This window comes from Ensifer sp. D2-11 (genome assembly GCF_054161295.1).
In genome coordinates, this window is sequence record NZ_CP096433.1 from 50637 (window position 1) to 67054 (window position 16418).

General features: G+C 66.1%; 18 protein-coding genes. 10 read left to right on the forward strand and 8 right to left on the reverse strand.

The window, feature by feature from the left end; translation table 11 throughout:
- Positions 1-3: 3 nt before the first annotated feature.
- Both M1D34_RS00230 and M1D34_RS00235 read right to left on the reverse strand, forming a co-directional pair.
- Positions 4-1017 (reverse strand): alpha-ketoacid dehydrogenase subunit beta, encoded by a 1014-nt coding sequence (locus tag M1D34_RS00230; protein ID WP_028009879.1) that lies wholly within the window; start codon positions 1015-1017, stop codon positions 4-6.
- Between the two features lies 1 nt (position 1018).
- The gene (locus tag M1D34_RS00235; RefSeq protein WP_010970297.1) at positions 1019-2251 is read right to left on the reverse strand and encodes a 3-methyl-2-oxobutanoate dehydrogenase (2-methylpropanoyl-transferring) subunit alpha; all 1233 of its coding nucleotides are present in this window, start codon (positions 2249-2251) and stop codon (positions 1019-1021) included.
- A 180-nt stretch (positions 2252-2431) separates the two neighbouring features.
- On the opposite strand from M1D34_RS00235, the gene M1D34_RS00240 reads away from it, so the two are divergent.
- The gene (locus tag M1D34_RS00240) at positions 2432-2554 is read left to right on the forward strand and encodes a hypothetical protein (RefSeq protein ID WP_013844872.1); all 123 of its coding nucleotides are present in this window, start codon (positions 2432-2434) and stop codon (positions 2552-2554) included.
- A 21-nt stretch (positions 2555-2575) separates the two neighbouring features.
- Here the strand turns inward: M1D34_RS00240 and M1D34_RS00245 are convergent, their stop codons facing one another.
- Positions 2576-3913 (reverse strand): NAD(P)/FAD-dependent oxidoreductase, encoded by a 1338-nt coding sequence (locus M1D34_RS00245; RefSeq protein ID WP_498780114.1) that lies wholly within the window; start codon positions 3911-3913, stop codon positions 2576-2578.
- A 170-nt stretch (positions 3914-4083) separates the two neighbouring features.
- On the opposite strand from M1D34_RS00245, the gene M1D34_RS00250 reads away from it, so the two are divergent.
- A complete protein-coding gene (locus M1D34_RS00250) occupies positions 4084-4479 on the forward strand; it encodes a winged helix-turn-helix domain-containing protein (protein WP_498781672.1) in 396 nt (131 codons plus the stop codon).
- A 12-nt stretch (positions 4480-4491) separates the two neighbouring features.
- Here the strand turns inward: M1D34_RS00250 and modC are convergent, their stop codons facing one another.
- From modC to modA, 3 genes are all read right to left on the reverse strand, one after another.
- The gene (gene modC, locus M1D34_RS00255; protein ID WP_498780116.1) at positions 4492-5565 is read right to left on the reverse strand and encodes a molybdenum ABC transporter ATP-binding protein; all 1074 of its coding nucleotides are present in this window, start codon (positions 5563-5565) and stop codon (positions 4492-4494) included.
- The gene (modB, locus tag M1D34_RS00260) at positions 5562-6254 is read right to left on the reverse strand and encodes a molybdate ABC transporter permease subunit (RefSeq protein ID WP_498781674.1); all 693 of its coding nucleotides are present in this window, start codon (positions 6252-6254) and stop codon (positions 5562-5564) included. Before modB ends, modC begins: the two co-directional genes overlap by 4 nt.
- Positions 6255-6432: 178 nt before the next feature.
- A complete protein-coding gene (gene modA, locus M1D34_RS00265) occupies positions 6433-7218 on the reverse strand; it encodes a molybdate ABC transporter substrate-binding protein (RefSeq protein ID WP_027992197.1) in 786 nt (261 codons plus the stop codon).
- A gap of 202 nt (positions 7219-7420) precedes the next feature.
- Between modA and ung the strand changes: the two genes are divergently transcribed.
- From ung to M1D34_RS00295, 6 genes are all read left to right on the forward strand, one after another.
- The gene (ung, locus tag M1D34_RS00270) at positions 7421-8146 is read left to right on the forward strand and encodes a uracil-DNA glycosylase (RefSeq protein ID WP_003528805.1); all 726 of its coding nucleotides are present in this window, start codon (positions 7421-7423) and stop codon (positions 8144-8146) included.
- A gap of 98 nt (positions 8147-8244) precedes the next feature.
- A complete protein-coding gene (cobF, locus tag M1D34_RS00275; protein WP_498781676.1) occupies positions 8245-9015 on the forward strand; it encodes a precorrin-6A synthase (deacetylating) in 771 nt (256 codons plus the stop codon).
- A gap of 124 nt (positions 9016-9139) precedes the next feature.
- Positions 9140-10507 carry a precorrin-3B synthase gene (gene cobG, locus M1D34_RS00280; protein WP_498780119.1) on the forward strand — a complete coding sequence of 456 codons (1368 nt, stop codon included), beginning with the start codon at positions 9140-9142 and terminating at the stop codon, positions 10505-10507.
- A 2-nt stretch (positions 10508-10509) separates the two neighbouring features.
- Positions 10510-11142 carry a precorrin-8X methylmutase gene (locus M1D34_RS00285; protein ID WP_003528811.1) on the forward strand — a complete coding sequence of 211 codons (633 nt, stop codon included), beginning with the start codon at positions 10510-10512 and terminating at the stop codon, positions 11140-11142.
- The gene (locus M1D34_RS00290) at positions 11139-11894 is read left to right on the forward strand and encodes a precorrin-2 C(20)-methyltransferase (RefSeq protein WP_107608425.1); all 756 of its coding nucleotides are present in this window, start codon (positions 11139-11141) and stop codon (positions 11892-11894) included. The genes M1D34_RS00285 and M1D34_RS00290 overlap by 4 nt, the downstream gene beginning before the upstream one ends.
- Entirely contained in the window at positions 11891-12655 is a 765-nt protein-coding gene (locus tag M1D34_RS00295) for a precorrin-3B C(17)-methyltransferase (protein WP_003528817.1), read from the forward strand. Before M1D34_RS00290 ends, M1D34_RS00295 begins: the two co-directional genes overlap by 4 nt.
- On the opposite strand, the gene M1D34_RS00300 is transcribed toward M1D34_RS00295, so the two are convergent.
- Complete coding sequence (locus M1D34_RS00300; RefSeq protein WP_127595813.1) at positions 12619-13419, reverse strand: cobalt-precorrin-6A reductase; 801 nt, start codon at positions 13417-13419, stop codon at positions 12619-12621. The two genes, M1D34_RS00295 and M1D34_RS00300, sit on opposite strands and share 37 nt — an antisense overlap.
- On the opposite strand from M1D34_RS00300, the gene cbiE reads away from it, so the two are divergent.
- Complete coding sequence (cbiE, locus tag M1D34_RS00305; protein WP_498781678.1) at positions 13397-14629, forward strand: precorrin-6y C5,15-methyltransferase (decarboxylating) subunit CbiE; 1233 nt, start codon at positions 13397-13399, stop codon at positions 14627-14629. The genes M1D34_RS00300 and cbiE overlap by 23 nt on opposite strands.
- A gap of 38 nt (positions 14630-14667) precedes the next feature.
- Positions 14668-15426, forward strand: a complete 759-nt coding sequence (gene cobM, locus M1D34_RS00310) for a precorrin-4 C(11)-methyltransferase (RefSeq protein WP_010970288.1) — start codon at positions 14668-14670, stop codon at positions 15424-15426.
- A 44-nt stretch (positions 15427-15470) separates the two neighbouring features.
- Here the strand turns inward: cobM and M1D34_RS00315 are convergent, their stop codons facing one another.
- The gene (locus M1D34_RS00315) at positions 15471-16403 is read right to left on the reverse strand and encodes a LysR family transcriptional regulator (RefSeq protein WP_498780123.1); all 933 of its coding nucleotides are present in this window, start codon (positions 16401-16403) and stop codon (positions 15471-15473) included.
- Positions 16404-16418: the final 15 nt, after the last annotated feature.

A 16418-nucleotide genomic window follows, 5' to 3' on the forward strand; every position in this document is an offset into this window, starting at 1 on the left:
GGGTCAGCCCTCCATCGCTTCGGCGAGCGCACGCCCGACGCGTGCCGGACCGGGGAAATAATCCCACTCCTGTGCGTGCGGATAGGGCGTGTCCCAACCCGTTACCCGGACGACCGGGGATTCGAGGTGATAGAAGCAGTGTTCCTGAATGAGGGCGGCGAGTTCGGCACCGAATCCCGAGGTCAGTGTCGCCTCGTGCACGACCACGCACCGCCCGGTCTTCTTCGCCGATTGCACGATCGTCTCGAGGTCGAGCGGCAACAGACTGCGCAGATCGATCACTTCCGCGTCGATACCGGTCTCCTCGGCCGCCGCGAGCGCTACATGCACCATCGTACCATAGGCGATGACGGTCACGCCTGAGCCCTTGCGGCGGATCTCGGCCTTGCCGATCGGGATCGTATAGTGACCGTCCGGAACGTCGCCGAGCTCGTGCTTGGACCAGGCCGTGACCGGGCGTTCGTGATGCCCGTCGAAGGGGCCGTTATAAAGCCGCTTCGGCTCCAGGAACATCACCGGGTCCGGGTCCTCGATCGCCGAGATGAGGAGGCCCTTGGCGTCATAGGGATTCGACGGCACGACGACCTTCAGCCCGCAAACATGGGTGAAGAGCGCCTCCGGGCTCTGGCTATGGGTCTGCCCGCCGAAGATGCCGCCGCCCGTCGGCATGCGCACGACGATCGGGCAGGTGAAGTCGCCGTTCGAGCGGTAGCGGATGCGCGCAGCTTCCTGCGTGAGCTGGTCGTAAGCGGGATACATATAGTCGGCAAACTGAATCTCGACGCAGGGTTTCAGCCCGTAGGCGGCCATGCCGATGGCGGTGCCGACGATGCCGGACTCGCTGATGGGGGTGTCGAAGCAGCGCGTCTTGCCGTATTTCGCCTGAAGCCCCTGTGTGCAGCGGAAAACGCCGCCGAAATAACCGACGTCCTCGCCGAAGACGACGACATTATCGTCGCGCGCCATCGACACGTCCATGGCGCTGCGCACCGCTTCGATCATCGTCATTCTGGCCATGTCAGTACCCCGCCTTCTGCCGTTGACGGCGGATATGCGGCGGCATCTCGGCATAGACGCCTTCGAAGATATCCCGTACCGACGGCCTGCCGCCGGCATGAAGCGTTCCGTGGCGTTCCGCTTCCTTCTGCGCCTGTATCACTTCGTCCATGATTTCCGCCTCCGCCTGCGCATGCCGCTCCTCCGACCAGGCGCCGCGCAGGATCAGGTGTTTCTTCAGGCGCAGGACCGGGTCGCCTAGCGGCCAGGCTTCCGATTCGGTTTTCGGGCGATAGGCGCTCGGATCGTCGGAGGTCGAATGGGCGCCTACGCGGTAGGTCACGTATTCGATCAGCGTCGGACCGAGATTGAGCCGCGCCCGCTCGGCCGCCCAGCGCGCCACCGCATAGACGGCCAGATAGTCGTTGCCGTCGACCCTGAGCGCCGGAATGCCGAAGCCCAGACCCCTTGCGGCGAAGGTGCCGGAACCGCCTCGGGCGATGCCCTGGAAAGTGGAGATCGCCCACTGGTTGTTGACGATGTTGAGAATGACGGGCGCCTTGTAGGTGGAGGCGAAGACCAGCGCGGAGTGGAAATCCGACTCGGCGGTCGAGCCGTCGCCGATCCAGCCGGCGGCGATCCGCGTATCGTTCTTGATGGCGGATGCCATGGCCCAACCGACGGCCTGGACATATTGAGTGGCGAGGTTGCCTGATATCGTGAAGAAGCCATGCTCCTTGGAGGTGTACATGACGGGCAGCTGCCGGCCGTGGCAGGGATCGAGCTCGTTCGAGAAGATCTGGTTCATCATCTCGACCATGGGGTAGTCGTCGGCAATCAGGAGCCCCGCCTGGCGGTAGGTCGGAAAATTCATGTCGCCCTTGCGAAGCGCCTTGCGGAAGGCGCAGCTCACCGCCTCCTCGCCGAGATGCTGCATGTAGAAGGACGTCTTGCCCTGACGCTGCGCCATCAGCATGCGCGCGTCGAAGGCGCGCAGCAGCATCATGTGCCTGAGACCCGTCAGCAGTTCCTCATCGGAAAGAAAGCCGGCCCAGGGGCCGACTGCCTCGCCCTCGCGGTTGAGCACCCGAATGATCGAATAGGCGAGGTCGCGGATCTCCTCGGGGTCCACATCGACGTCCGGCCGGGGTACAGAACCCGCCTTTGGTATCTTCACGTTGGAAAAATCGGGCAGATCGCCCGGCCGGACGGCCGGTTCGGGGACATGCAGGCTCAAGCGGCTGAATTCATCCATGCGGGTTCCGGCCTCCCTTCCGGATTGCGCGTCGCGCAACTCGATACCCCGGAAGAACGGCGCCGCCGTCTGGCGGTTCCGGCTGGCGTCTGGGGTTCCTCCGCCCCGCCTGCCATGCCGCTACGGCCTCCCGTTCTCCCGACAGGATATGGGCACAGACTGCCACGAGTCAGGGGCCAGATGAAGGGCTTTCGCCGCCGCGCCCGGCTGCTGCGCGAAGAAAGACAGATTCGTGCCGGCACGCATGCGGCACGCGTTGGCACGCCCATGCCGGTGCTGGTGGCGGGTAATTTTCTTTCGTGAGACCGGCGGGCGACCGGCCCCTCAGACCGGTGGCGCGATCTCTATCGGGCTGCCATCGGCAAAGCGAGAAAGGCGGAACGCGGAGGGATCGACGATCGGCGGGTTTCCGGTGACGAGATCGGCGACGAGATGTCCGGCACCGGGGCCGATGCCGAAGCCGTGACCGGAGAAGCCGGTGGCGATGACGAGGCCCGGCAGCTCTTGCGCGAGCGAAATGACCGGCACGACGTCCGGCGTGACATCGATCAGGCCGGCCCAGATCTGCACCGGCTCGACGGTACGGAGCTTTGGAAGGGCCATTTTTGCTTCCTCGAATGCCTTGAGCACGGATTTCGGATCAGGCCGCGGATCGAGGATGCGGTGGCGCTCGAAGGCGCCAGGCCGATCGAGGGGCACGGATGCGATTTCGAAAAGCTCGCGCCAGCTCTGGGCGCTCAAGCCTGCCTGCACGGCTTCGCCCTCGGCCCGTCTCGCCGCGCGAAAATCGCGGAAGAATGCGAGTGTGTCCGGCACAAGCGGATGCAGATTGGCACCCGCGGTGGCGATCGTGTAGCCGCCGTCGATGCGTTTGCGATAGGCGTAAGTCGCCGTTGCGCCTGCGCCGTCCGGGCCGCCCTCGACCGGAGCGGTCCTGAGCACGGTGTTGCGCACCTTCAGCTGCGGCAGCCGAATGCCGAGGCCCTTGCAGAAGAGCCGCGACCAGGCGCCGCCAGCAAGCACCACCGTTGACGTTTCGATGCGGCCCTTTTCGGTGACGACGGCGCTTACCCGACCCGCACTCTTCTCGATCCCCCGCACCGCACAGCCGGTCACGATGCGTGCGCCGGCGCGGCGTGCTCCGGCCGCGATTGCGGGCACCGCTTTCTGCGGCTCGGCTCGGCCATCGCTCGGCGTATAGAGCGCGCCTTTGTAGCGGATCGCCGCTCCGGCCATGCGCTCCCGGGTCTCGTCGGCGGTGAGCTGGCGGCTGTCGACGCCATGCGGCTTCGCGATCGCGAGCCAGGCATCGCGGTTGGCGACGTCCTGCTCCGTTTCGGAAATATAGAGAATGCCGCTCCGGCGAAATCCGGTCTCGCCGCCGACGCGCGCATCGAGCGTGTCCCAGATTTTCAGCGCCTCCATCGCCAGCGGAATCTCGCGCCGATCGCGGCCCATGACGCGCACCCAGCCCCAGTTGCGGCTCGATTGCTCGCCGCCGAGAACGCCCTTCTCGCAGAGGACCACCTTCACGCCGCGCTCGGCGAGAAAGAGCGCCGTGCTCGCTCCGATGATACCGCCGCCGATGATGACGACGTCGGCACTGCCGGGCAGCGAAGGATCGGTTTCAACGGGGTCGAGAGCGGGGCCGGGCATGATCATCTCTTGGGTTTGTTCAGCTGTTTCTATCGCTGCATCCAATGTCGGCTTCGATCAAGCCTGCCCGGCCGGTTTCGGGCGGCGATGCACAGTTCCCGCATGCCCGAAGTTCCCGCATGGTCTTTGAGCGGTCGCGCCTTCCCGTCTCCTGCGCGAGGCTTTATGTTCGCTCCATGCGCGACACCGAAGCCGACCTCCGCCCGATCCTCCGCATCGACTTCCCGCCGGACGACCGTCTCGGGCGCGGCAAGATCATGCTTTTGGAACGCATCCGCGAGACCGGCTCCATTTCCGCTGCCGGGCGGGCCATGGATATGTCTTACCGGCGTGCCTGGCTACTGGTCGACGCCTTGAACCGTATGTTCAAGGAGCCGGCGGTCGACTCCCAGCGTGGCGGCAAGCAGGGCGGCGGCGCCGTCCTCACCGCTTTCGGCGAGATGCTGATCGAGCGCTTCCGGGCGATGGAGGCCAAGGCACAGGCGGCGATTGCGGACGATCTCGATTGGCTGGACGCCATGCGCGACTGCAATGGTGCTCCGCAAGAGGAGCCAGCTGGAAAGCCGTTCTAACCATTCGCTTCTCTAATAATCGAGCGCGACGGTCTTGACGACGGCGTGCACCTGCTTCCCCGGCCGCAGGTCGAGCGCATCGCGGGAAAGGGTCGTGACTCGCGCGGCAATGACGTTGCCGCCGCAGTCTACGCGCACGTCGATGCTTCCTTGCCGCGGCGAAGAGAGGCCGACGATCGTTCCCGAAAGCACGTTGAGGGCGCTGATGCCTTCCGGGCGGCGGGTCGCCAGCATGACGTCGCGCGCCGCGATGTAGAGGCGAAGTCTCTGCCCGGGCTCGGCGACGAGATGCGGCACGCGGATCAGGCAGTCTCCGGCGCGCACCACAGTCAGTTCGTGGCCTTCGTCATGACTGTCGACGATGCCCTCGATCAACGCGCCGGCTTCTCGCCGGCCGGCGGCGGATGTCGGGAACGGCTCGTTCAGAACGGCCGCCGTTTTGCCGGAGGCCTTGACCCGGCCGTTTTCCATGACGACGACGCGCTCCGCCAGCCGCGCCACTTCAGCCACCGAATGACTGACATAGACGATCGGAATCCGCGTCTCGTCGCGCAGCCGCTCCAGATAGGGCAGGATTTCGGCCTTTCTGGCGTCGTCGAGCGCGGCGAGCGGCTCGTCCATCAAGAGCAGGCGGGGGAAAGCGAGCAGCGCCCGGCCGATGGCGACGCGCTGCCGCTCGCCGCCCGAGAGCTTCGAGGGCATGCGATCGAGCAAATGGCCGATGCCGAGCATTTCGACGATCCTGCCGAATTCGGGCCCTGACCGCGCCGCGCCTGCGAACCAGCGGCCATAGGCAAGATTTCCGCGGACGCTCAGATGCGGAAAGAGGCGGGCTTCCTGGAACACATAGGCAAAGCGGCGGCGGTGGACGGGAGTGAAAAGCCGGCGCTCACTGTCGGCGATCACATCGCCGTCGAGCACGACGCGGCCCTGATCGGGCCGGAGGAGGCCGGCGATGATGTTGACAAGCGAGGTCTTGCCGGAGCCGGAGCGGCCGAAAAGAGCGGTCACCCCGCCCTCCGAGCCGAAGGCGGCGTCGATCGCGAAGGAGCCGAGACGAAGGCGCGCTTCGACCTCGAGCCTCATGCCGCCACCGTCCGCCGCGCCGCTGCTGAAGCCATGGCTTCCGAAAGCATCAGCGCCGCCATCGAAATGACGACCGAGATCACGGCAAGGCGCATCGCGCCGGCGTCGCCGCCCGGCACCTGTGTGAAGGTATAGATCGCGGCGGAAAGCGTCTGCGTCTCGCCGGGAATATTGGAGACGAAGGTGATGGTCGCGCCGAATTCGCCCATGGCCTTGGCGAAGGAAAGGACCATGCCGGCGAGAATGCCGGGGAGGATCAGGGGCAAGGTGACCGTCAGGAAGATCCAGGCGGGGCTCGCGCCGAGGGTACCCGCCGCCTCTTCGAGCTTGCGGTCGACTGCTTCGATCGACAGCCGGATGCTGCGGACCATCAAGGGGAAGCCCATTACCGCGCAGGCGAGCGCCGCTCCCGTCCAGCGGAAGGAAAAGACCAGGCCGAAGTTCTCCGCGAGAAATGCACCGACCGGTCCGCGCCGGCTGAAAAGGAGCAGCAGAGCGAAGCCCGTGACTACCGGCGGGAGGATCAGCGGCATATGGACGAGGCCGTTCAGGAGCGACTTGCCCCAGAAGCGGCCGCGCGCAAGTATCATCGAGACGAGGAGCGCAGGCGGGAGGCTCGCAAGCATCGCCACGGTAGCGACCCGCAGGCTCAGGCGGACGGCCGTCCACTCCGCGTCGCTCAATGCCATCCAGTCCAAGCTCGTACTCCCGTTCCTGACGCGCCGTGTCATGCAATCATTCGCTAGATCACGTTCATTTTTTCAGGTCGAGTCGGCCTGAAAACATGAACGTGATCGAGTCCAAGAAGTTGAGACGCGGAATGCAGGCGGAAAACCGCACACACTTTTCCTCGTCCCGCTCCAGTTTCTATTCCAGAACCGTGAAGCCCTCGGCCTGGAAAAGCGCCGCCGCCTCCGGCGAGCGGACGAATTCGAGGTAGGCGGCGGCATCGGCATTCCTGCTGTCCGCGGTGATCGCGACCGGGTAGATGATTGGCGGGTGGCTGTCCTCGGGGAAGGTGCCGACCACTTTCACATTGGCATCGGCTGCGGCGTCGGTTCGGTAGACGATGCCGTAGGGCGCCTCGCCACGCGACACGAGGAGGAGGGCGGCGCGGACGCTTTCGGCGCCGGCGACCTTTCCGGCAACGTTCGGCCACAGCCCAAGCTTTTCCAGCGCGGCCTTGCCATACTTGCCGGCGGGGACGGAATCCACGGCTCCCATGGCCAATCGCCCGTCGCCGAGAAGACCGGCGAGGTCGAGACCCGGCTCGATCTCGACAGCCGGGGCGTCCGACTTGCCGGAGACGAGGACGATGCGATTGCCGAGCAGGTTGGAGCGCGTGTCGGCCTTGATCAGCTTCTTGTCGGCGAGATAATCCATCCAGGCAAGATCGGCCGAGATGAACACATCGGCGGGCGCGCCCTGCTCGATCTGTTTCGCCAGCGCCGAACTCGCCGCATAGGACACGATCGCTTCCTTGCCGGTCTGCTTGAGCCATTCGCCGTTGATCGCATCGAGCGCATTCTTGAGGCTCGCCGCTGCGAACACGGTGACCTTCTCCGCCGCCTGGGCCGGTGCAAAGGCCGCTCCCGCCAGGACCACGCCGAGCGCCAGTGATATGGCCTTGAGCCAGTCTCTTCTCGTTGTCACACCCAAGTCTCCCCGTTCGTGATATTTCCCAAGATATAACGCTTCGGTATTTTGGTTACCGCTATATTCGTAGAAATACAATGCGGCCGTTGCGCCGTAATCAAAATCGGTGAACCGATGGGGCGGAGACTACGCGAGCGCTTGCGATAGGCGCCCAGGCGTCTAAATTCCGGAATGGGACCCAAGGAGGTGGACGATCCACATGGACGCGACGATCAGGCTGGAAGAAAGCTGGAAAGCCGTTCTGGGCGGGGAATTCCGCCACGGTTACATGGCCGAGCTCAAGCGGTTCCTGCTGGAGGAGAAGCAGCAGGGTCGGCAGATTTTTCCGAGGGGCGTCGAATATTTCCGTGCGCTCGATCTGACCCCGCTCGACAGGGTACGCGTCGTCATCCTCGGCCAGGATCCCTATCATGGCGACGGGCAGGCGCATGGGCTCTGCTTCAGCGTTCGTCCGGGCGTGCGCACGCCCCCTTCACTCGTCAACATCTACAAGGAATTGCAGGAAGACCTGGGTATTCCGCCGGCGCGCCACGGCTTCCTCGAAAGCTGGGCGCGCCAGGGCGTGCTGCTTCTGAACAGCGTGCTGACCGTCGAGCGTGGCCGCGCGGCCTCGCACCAGGGCAGGGGCTGGGAGCGCTTCACCGACGCCGTAATCCGGGCGGTCAACGAGCAGGCGCAGCCCGTCGTCTTCATGCTCTGGGGCTCTTACGCACAACGCAAGGCCGCTTTTGTCGATCGTTCGCGTCACCTCGTGCTCACCGCACCGCATCCGTCACCCTTATCGGCCCATGCGGGGTTCTTCGGATGCCGGCATTTCTCCAAGGCGAACGCGTTTTTAACGTCCAAGGGGTTGGATCCGATCGATTGGCGGTTGCCGGAAGATCCCCCCTTGGCCGTCGAGCGGCAGATGGCGCCGAACTGCTGACGCGGCCGTAGCGTTTGCCGTCGCGAATGGGCCTTGCACCCGCCGCGGCGATCCGTCAAAGACTGCGCGACTATGCGGGTGGCGCGATGGGAGACGGCATGCGACACATCCTGATCATCGGTATCGGTGCGGGCAACCCCGAGCACATGACGGTTCAGGCGATCAATGCGCTGAACCGGGCTGATGTGCTCTTCATCCCGACCAAAGGGGAGAAGAAGACCGAGCTCGCCGAGCTGCGCCGCGGGATATGCGCCCGTTACGTGACGCGGGCCGGCAGCCGCACCGTCGACTTCGCCGTGCCCGTCCGCCGCACCGAAGGCCGCAGCTACGTGGAAAGCGTGGACGACTGGCATGCGGGCATTGCCGCCGCCTACGAGGCGCTGCTGGAGAGCGAGCTTGCGGAAGGGCAGACCGGCGCCTTCCTCGTATGGGGCGATCCGATGCTTTATGACAGCACGATCCGCATCGTCGAACGCGTGAAGACGCGCGGCCAGGTCACCTTCGGCTACGACGTCATTCCGGGCATCACCAGCCTGCAGGCGCTCTGTGCCAGTCATCGCATACCGTTGAACCTCGTCGGCAAGCCGGTGGAAATCACCACCGGCCGGCGGCTCGCCGAAAGTTTTCCGCACAGGAACGAGACGGCCGTCGTCATGCTCGACGGCGAGCAGGCGTTCCGGAAGATCGAGGATCCGGACGCCGAGATCTATTGGGGCGCCTATCTCGGCACGCCCGACGAGATCGTCATTTCAGGGCGCCTCGCCGAGGTGAAAGAGCAGATTCTCGAAGCGCGGGCCGCCGCGCGCGAGCGGATGGGCTGGATCATGGATATCTATCTGCTGCGCAAGGGCGCCGATTTCGAAGAGTAAACGGCATTGCCGTGCTCTTGGCCGGGGATCTTTGATCTCTCTCGACGCGCCCGCCTGTGATATAGGCTCGATCGATCAGTCCTGCCGTGATGGCTCCGAGACACCGAAGGATCACCGAAGACGAATGACAAGCTGCGCCGCTCCACGAGCCGACCGATCTGCGACCGGCACATCGATGCGCCGCGGGAGCTGTCCCTCGCTGGCGGCGCCGATGCAGACCGGGGACGGCCTGCTCGTGCGGCTGCGACCGGCGGGCGACGGTCTGACGCCGGCGGAGATGAGGGCGATTGCCGGTGCGGCTGCGAGATGCGGCAGCGGGGTCATTGAGGTCACCGCACGCGGCAACCTGCAGATACGCGGCCTGACGCCGGAAAGCGTTCCGGCGCTCGCCGAAGCGATAGGGGCGGCGGAGATAGCCATCGCCGAAGGGGTCGCGATCGAGACGCCGCCGCTTGCCGGATTCGACCCGGACGAAATCGCCGATCCTCGCCCGCTCGCCCGCGCGCTGCGCGTGGCGATCTCCGGCGCGGGTGAGGCGCTCAGGCTTGCGCCGAAACTTTCGATCGTCGTGGATGGAGGCGGCCGCTTTCACCTGGGAAGCCTGACCGCCGACCTGCGTGTCTCTGCGCTCGAGCATGAGGGCGGCGTGCGATGGCTGTTTTCGCTCGGCGGGACGGCGCGTTCGGCAAAGCCCGTCTCGCTCCTGGAATCGAAAGATATCGTCCCGATGGTTCTCGAAATCCTGGGAGATCTCACTGCGCGCGGTCCCGCTTCCCGCGCCCGCGAGCTCGATGCCGATCTTCTTCGGCAGCGCGCGGCCGCCGGCGATGTCCTGCCGCGCGTGGACGGTCCCGTTTTTTCGCCGCCACCGGCGGGCATCCACCACTTCGGCGGCGCCGGCACCGTGCTTGGCATCGGGCTGGCCTTCGCGCAAACCGATGCGGGCAGTCTCGTCGCATTCCTCCGGCAGGCGGAGGAACTCGGCGCAAACGAGATACGCTTGGCACCCCCGCACGGTCTGTTCGTCCTCGGTCTTTCGGGCGAAACGGCGGCCGTTGCGCAACGGCTCGCCTCTGCGCACGGCTTTCTGGTCGCCTCCGACGATCCGCGCAATCACATAGCCACCTGCGCGGGCCTCGCCTGCGCCTCGGCGCGGATGGACACAAAGGCGATGGCGAGGCTGTTGGTGGAAGCTTCGCCGGACCTCCTCGACGGTTCGGCGACGGTGCATCTCTCCGGCTGTCCCAAGGGTTGCGCCAGCCCCACGGCGTCGCCGCTGACGCTCGTCGGTGCGCCATCAGGATATGCGCTTGTCGTAAATGGCACTGCTTCCGTCGCGCCGAGTGCCTACAGGGATGAAAACGGAATAGGATCTGCGTTCGGCGCGCTGAACGCGCTCGTGCGGGAAAACAAAGACGCTGGCGAATCGGCGCTGTCCTGTCTTACACGGCTCGGGACCGCGCGCATCGCCGCCGCGTTTGAACAGGGATAGAAATGCCTGATTACGATTACATCCGCGATGGCAACGCCATCTATGAGCGTTCCTTCGCGATCATCCGCGCGGAAGCCGACCTTTCCGGATTTTCGGAGGAGGAAGCCGATCTCGCCATACGCATGGTGCATGCCTGCGGCTCGGTCGAGGCGGTGCGCCAATTTGTGTTCTCGCCCGGCTTCGTCTCCGCCGCGCGCGCGGCGCTGAAAGACGGCGCGCCGATTCTCTGCGACGCCGAAATGGTCGCCCATGGTGTGACCCGCGCCCGGCTGCCCGCCGGAAACGAGGTGATCTGCACGCTCCGCGATCCGCGCACCGCGGAGATTGCGACCGAGATCGGCAATACGCGTTCCGCCGCGGCGTTGAAGCTCTGGGGTGAGCGGATGGCTGGCTCCGTCGTTGCGATCGGCAATGCGCCGACCGCACTGTTCTATCTGCTCGAGATGCTGCGCGACGGCGCCCCGAAGCCGGCGGCGATCCTCGGAATGCCGGTCGGTTTCGTCGGTGCGGCCGAATCGAAGGACGCGCTCGCCGAAAATTCCTATGGCGTTCCCTTTGCGATCGTACGTGGCCGCCTCGGCGGCAGCGCGATGACCGCCGCCGCACTGAATTCTCTCGCGAGGCCGGGCCTGTGAGCGGCGTGGAATCAGGCCGGCTTATCGGCGTCGGAACGGGTCCCGGCGATCCTGAACTCCTGACCGTAAAGGCGGTCCGGGCGCTCGGCGAAGCGGATGTCGTCGCCTATTTCGCCAAGGCCGGACGCAACGGCAACGGCCGCGCGGTGGTCGAAGGTCTTTTGAAGCCGGGCATGACCGAATTGCCGCTCTACTACCCGGTGACGACCGAGATCGACAAGGATCATGACGCCTATAAGCGCCAGATCACCGACTTCTACGACGCCTCGGCCGAGGCCGTCGCGGCGCATCTTCTCGCCGGACGAACAGTCGCGGTGCTGAGTGAGGGCGATCCGCTTTTCTACGGCTCCTACATGCACCTCCATGTGCGGCTTGCCGGCCGTTTCCCGGCCGAGGTCATTCCGGGCATCACCGCAATGTCCGGCTGCTGGTCGCTCGCGGGGCTGCCGCTGGTGCAGGGCGACGACGTGCTCTCGGTTCTCCCCGGCACGATGGGCGAGGGCGAGCTTCAGCGCCGCCTTGCCGACACGCAGGCCGCGGTCATCATGAAGGTCGGCCGAAACCTGCCGAAGATCCGCCGGGCGCTGGCGGCGGCAGGCAGGCTCGAGGCGGCCGTCTATGTCGAGCGCGGCACCATGAGGAATGCAGCGATGGTTCCGCTCGGCGAGAAGCCGGACGACGAGGCGCCCTATTTCTCGCTGGTGCTTGTTCCAGGCTGGAAGGACAGGCCCGGATCGGAGGGCAGGGCATGACCGGAAAGCTCTTCATCGTCGGCACCGGCCCCGGCAATCCGGCACAAATGACCCCCGAGGCCGAAGACGCGATTGCGGTCGCTACCGAGTTCTTCGGCTACGGCCCATATCTCGATCGACTGCATCTTCGGGCTGATCAACGGCGCATCGCTTCGGACAACCGCGAGGAGCTCGACCGCGCCCAGGCAGCGCTCGCGCGCGCCGCAGCCGGGGCGGATGTCTGCGTCGTCTCCGGCGGCGATCCCGGCATCTTCGCGATGGCGGCCGCCGTCTGCGAGGCGATCGACAAGGGGCCGCAGGAATGGCGTGAGGTCGATCTCACGATCACGCCCGGCGTCACCGCAATGCTCGCGGTCGCAGCCCGGATCGGGGCACCGCTCGGACACGATTTCTGCGCCATGTCGCTTTCCGATAATCTGAAGCCCTGGGATGTCATCACCCGGCGGTTGAGGCTTGCCGCCGAAGCGGGGCTCGTCATCGCGCTCTACAATCCGATCAGCAAGGCGCGTCCCTGGCAGCTCGGCGAGGCCTTCGAGGTACTGCGGCAGGTGCTGCCGGCCCAAGTTCCGGTGATCTTCGGCCGCGCCGCCGGGCGGCCCGACGAGCGCATCGCGGTCATGCCGCTCGGCGAGGCCGACGCCGGCCGCGCCGACATGGCGACCTGCGTGATCATCGGTTCGCCGGAGACGCGCATCATCGCCCGCGAGGGAAAGCACGACCTCGTCTACACGCCGCGGTCCTTCACCGGAGAAAGCCATTGACGGATGCGTTCGAGCGCCTCGTCACAGTCGCCGACCGATTGAACGTCGGCAGGCTTGTGGCGCTCGACCATCACCACCTCGATCCCGAGCTGACGCGCCGCCGCTATCTTGCCGTAGGTGGCCGCGCCGCCGCTGTTCTTGGCGACGATGACGTCGATCCCGTGACGTTCGAGCAGTTCTGTTTCGTCGGCCTGCGCAAAGGGGCCGGAGGCGAGGATGGCGGTGACATCCGGCAGATCGAGCGGCGGCATCACCGGATCGACGCTGCGCACGACGTAGCTGTGCTGCGGCGCCCTCTCGAAATGGAAAGCCTCCTGCCGGCCGATTGCCAGAAAGACGCGGCGCGGCGCCTCGCCCAATGCGGGAACCGCTTCCGCGACGCTTCCGACGCATGTCCATCGATCGCCGGGTTCTGCAGCCCAGGCGGCGCGGCGGAGCGCGAGGAGCGGCGTTCCGGTCATCTTAGCCGCCGCGGCTGCGTTGAGCGAGATGCGGGCGGCGAAGGGGTGCGTCGCATCGATCAGCAGGGCGATGTTTCGCTCGCGCAGGAAGACGGCGAGCCCTTCGGCGCCGCCGAAGCCGCCGGTGCGCGTAGGAAGCGGCTGCGGGCGGGGATCGGCGGTACGGCCGGCAAGCGAGATCGCCGTATCGTAATAGGGTTCGGAGACCAGGCGCTCTGCGAGCTGCCGCGCCTCGGTCGTTCCGCCCAGGATCAGAATGCGAGGTCTGCCCGTGGCTGACATGTCGAACAGCGGCTCGGCCATCGTCGCTCCCTGGCTCATCGTGATCGGTATCGGAGAAGACGGTGTAGCCGGTCTCGGCGACGAGGCCAAGCGCCTCATTGAGGCCGCTCCCGTCGTCTTCGGCGGAGCCCGCCATTTGGAACTCGCTGCGCCGCTGATCGGTGGCGAACGCCATATCTGGCAGAGCCCGTTTGAAAGATCGGTGGAGGCGATCGTCGCCCGTCGCGGCAGCCCCGTCGTTGTGCTCGCCTCCGGCGATCCGTTTCTTTACGGCGTCGGCGCCACGCTGGCGCGCCGCGTAGATGCCGCGGAAATGCACACCATCCCCGCGCCGTCCGCCTTCAGCCTCGCCGCTTCCCGGCTCGGCTGGCCGCTGCAGGAGGTCGCGACCGTTTCGCTGCACGGCCGTCCGCTCGATCTCATAAGGCCGCATCTTCAGCCGGGCGCGCGCGTCCTGGCGCTGACCTCGGACGAGAGCGGGCCGAAGGCGCTTGCCGGGCTGCTTGCAGAAAGCGGCTTCGGTCAGTCACGGCTTACGGTTCTCGAGGCGCTCGGCGGCGCCAGCGAGCGTGTCTCCCGCCACCTCGCTTCCGGCTTCGCGATGGAGGAAATCAACGCGCTGAACGTCTGCGCGCTTGAGGTGGTGGCCGATGCCGATGCACGCGTTCTGACGCTTGCGAACGGCCTGGACGAGCGGCTTTTCGAGCACGACGGCCAGATCACCAAGCGGGAGGTGCGGGCGCTGACCCTCTCGGCACTCGCGCCGCGCAAGGGCGAACTCCTCTGGGACATCGGAGCCGGCTCAGGCTCGATCGCGATCGAATGGATGCTTGCCGATCCGGCGATGTGCGCCGTCGCCGTAGAGGCGTCGTCCGAACGGGCTGCGCGGATCGGCCGCAATGCGGTCCGCTTCGGCGTTCCGGGGCTTGTGGTCGTCGAAGGGCAGGCGCCGGAGGCGCTGCGAGGGCTTCCGCGGCCGGAGGTGATCTTCATCGGCGGCGGCGGCAGCGAGCCCGGCGTGATGGAGGCGGCGATTGCGGCGCTCGCGCCCGGCGGACGTCTCGTCGCCAATGCCGTGACGACGGAGATGGAAGCGGTGCTGCTCGCCCGACATGCGCAGTTCGGCGGCTCGCTGATCCGCATCGACATCGCCCGGGCCTCGCCAGTCGGCGCCATGACGGGCTGGCGGCCGGCCATGCCGGTCACGCAATGGTCGTGGATAAAGGCGTGAGCCGATCTTCGAACCATGCTTTTTCGAGAGGACAGATCATGACGGTTCATTTCATCGGCGCAGGCCCGGGCGCGGCAGACCTCATCACGGTCAGGGGCAGGGACCTGATTGGCCGCTGCCCCGTCTGCCTCTACGCCGGTTCGATCGTATCGCCCGAGCTCTTGCAATATTGCCCGCCGGGCGCCCGCATTATCGATACGGCGCCGATGTCGCTCGACGAGATCGAGGCGGAATATGTCCGCGCCGCCGAAGCCGGCGAGGATGTCGCCCGGCTGCATTCCGGCGATCTCTCCGTCTGGAGCGCGGTGGCAGAACAGATCCGCCGGCTGGAGAAGAATGGGATCGCCTACACGATGACGCCGGGCGTCCCCGCCTTCGCTGCCGCTGCCGCGACGCTCGGCCGCGAGCTGACGATCCCGGCGGTCGCGCAGAGCCTGGTGCTGACCCGAGTCTCCGGTCGTGCCTCGCCGATGCCGAACAGCGAGACGCTCGCCGCCTTCGGAGCCACCGGTTCGACGCTTGCGATCCATCTTGCGATTCACGCGCTTGGTCAGGTGGTCGAGGAGCTGACGCCGCTTTACGGCGCCGACTGCCCGGTCGCGATCGTGGTCAAGGCTTCCTGGCCGGACGAGCGCGTCGTCCGCGGCACGCTCGGCGACATCGCAGCCAGGGTTGCGGCGGAACCGATCGAACGCACTGCGCTGATCTTCGTCGGACCGGGCCTGGAAGCATCGGATTTCCGCGAGAGCTCGCTCTACGACCCGACCTATCAGCGCCGGTTCCGCGGGCGCGATTGAACGGGCGGGCATCGTTCAAAGTGCCACAGCGGAAAGTCGGCTGATCATTGCCCGTTCGGCGAACGGTCCATTCCCGGGAGCTTGCCGATCTCATTTGCGAGGAAGTCGATGAGAAGGCGGACCCGGGAGATGCCGGCGCGTTCCGGTACGATCAGCATGTTGAGCGGCACGGAAGGAAGCGAATAGCCGGGCAGCACCGCCTCGATCCTTCCGGCCTCCAGAAGATCGCCGACAAGCCATCGATGCGCTGGCACGATTCCGCGTCCGGCGATGAGCGCTTCGCGCACGGCCAGGCCATGGTCCACTCTCAAGCGCCCGCCGAAGGGGACGGCGTGGTACTTGCCATCCCGCCCCTGCAGGGCGAGTGTTTCGCTGCCTGACACATTCGACATCCGGATGCCTTCGTGCCCGATGAGCTCCTGCGGAGTGGCCGGTCTTCCGCGCTCCGCGAGGTAGGCCGGCGCTGCCACCAGCAGCCGCCGGCTTTGGCCAAGCGCTTTCATCCGCATCGAACTGTCGCTGACAGGCCCCAGGCGGATCGCCACATCAATCCCCTCCCGCACGAGGTCGACGCGCTCATCGCTGAGGCTCAGGTCGATGCCGATCTCCGGAAAAAGGTCCTGAAAGGCGAAGATCAGCCGGCTGACATGCAGCACGCCGAAAGCCGCCGTGCAGGAGACCCGGATCGTACCGGCTTGAGCGCCGCGCGTGCGGCGCACCTCATCGCTGGCCTGCTCGACCAGGCGCAGGATCTCGACGCTTCGGGCGTAATAGCGGTTGCCTTCGTCGGTCATCATGACGCGCCGGGTCGTCCTGCTCAGCAAAGGCACGCCCACGGCCTCCTCAAGCTCGCGCAGGTGGCGTGTTACGGTCGATTGACCTACTCCGAGTTCGCGCGCGACTGCACTGAGACTCCCACGCTCCGCCACGCGGGCGAAGGTGCGCATGCGCTCCAAGGTGATGTCGGATTTATCCATTATTTGGCATAATCT

Excerpts from the sequence above, each read along its gene's own strand:
- M1D34_RS00230 (WP_028009879.1), bottom strand. The coding sequence starts at position 1,017 with ATGGCCAGAATGACGATGATCGAAGCGGTGCGCAGCGCCATGGACGTG.
- M1D34_RS00235 (WP_010970297.1), bottom strand. The coding sequence starts at position 2,251 with ATGGATGAATTCAGCCGCTTGAGCCTGCATGTCCCCGAACCGGCCGTC.
- M1D34_RS00240 (WP_013844872.1), top strand. The coding sequence starts at position 2,432 with ATGAAGGGCTTTCGCCGCCGCGCCCGGCTGCTGCGCGAAGAAAGACAG.
- M1D34_RS00245 (WP_498780114.1), bottom strand. The coding sequence starts at position 3,913 with ATGATCATGCCCGGCCCCGCTCTCGACCCCGTTGAAACCGATCCTTCG.
- M1D34_RS00250 (WP_498781672.1), top strand. The coding sequence starts at position 4,084 with ATGCGCGACACCGAAGCCGACCTCCGCCCGATCCTCCGCATCGACTTC.
- modC (WP_498780116.1), bottom strand. The coding sequence starts at position 5,565 with ATGAGGCTCGAGGTCGAAGCGCGCCTTCGTCTCGGCTCCTTCGCGATC.
- modB (WP_498781674.1), bottom strand. The coding sequence starts at position 6,254 with ATGGCATTGAGCGACGCGGAGTGGACGGCCGTCCGCCTGAGCCTGCGG.
- ung (WP_003528805.1), top strand. The coding sequence starts at position 7,421 with ATGGACGCGACGATCAGGCTGGAAGAAAGCTGGAAAGCCGTTCTGGGC.
- cobF (WP_498781676.1), top strand. The coding sequence starts at position 8,245 with ATGCGACACATCCTGATCATCGGTATCGGTGCGGGCAACCCCGAGCAC.
- cobG (WP_498780119.1), top strand. The coding sequence starts at position 9,140 with ATGACAAGCTGCGCCGCTCCACGAGCCGACCGATCTGCGACCGGCACA.
- M1D34_RS00285 (WP_003528811.1), top strand. The coding sequence starts at position 10,510 with ATGCCTGATTACGATTACATCCGCGATGGCAACGCCATCTATGAGCGT.
- M1D34_RS00295 (WP_003528817.1), top strand. The coding sequence starts at position 11,891 with ATGACCGGAAAGCTCTTCATCGTCGGCACCGGCCCCGGCAATCCGGCA.
- cbiE (WP_498781678.1), top strand. The coding sequence starts at position 13,397 with ATGTCGAACAGCGGCTCGGCCATCGTCGCTCCCTGGCTCATCGTGATC.
- M1D34_RS00300 (WP_127595813.1), bottom strand. The coding sequence starts at position 13,419 with ATGGCCGAGCCGCTGTTCGACATGTCAGCCACGGGCAGACCTCGCATT.
- cobM (WP_010970288.1), top strand. The coding sequence starts at position 14,668 with ATGACGGTTCATTTCATCGGCGCAGGCCCGGGCGCGGCAGACCTCATC.
- M1D34_RS00315 (WP_498780123.1), bottom strand. The coding sequence starts at position 16,403 with ATGGATAAATCCGACATCACCTTGGAGCGCATGCGCACCTTCGCCCGC.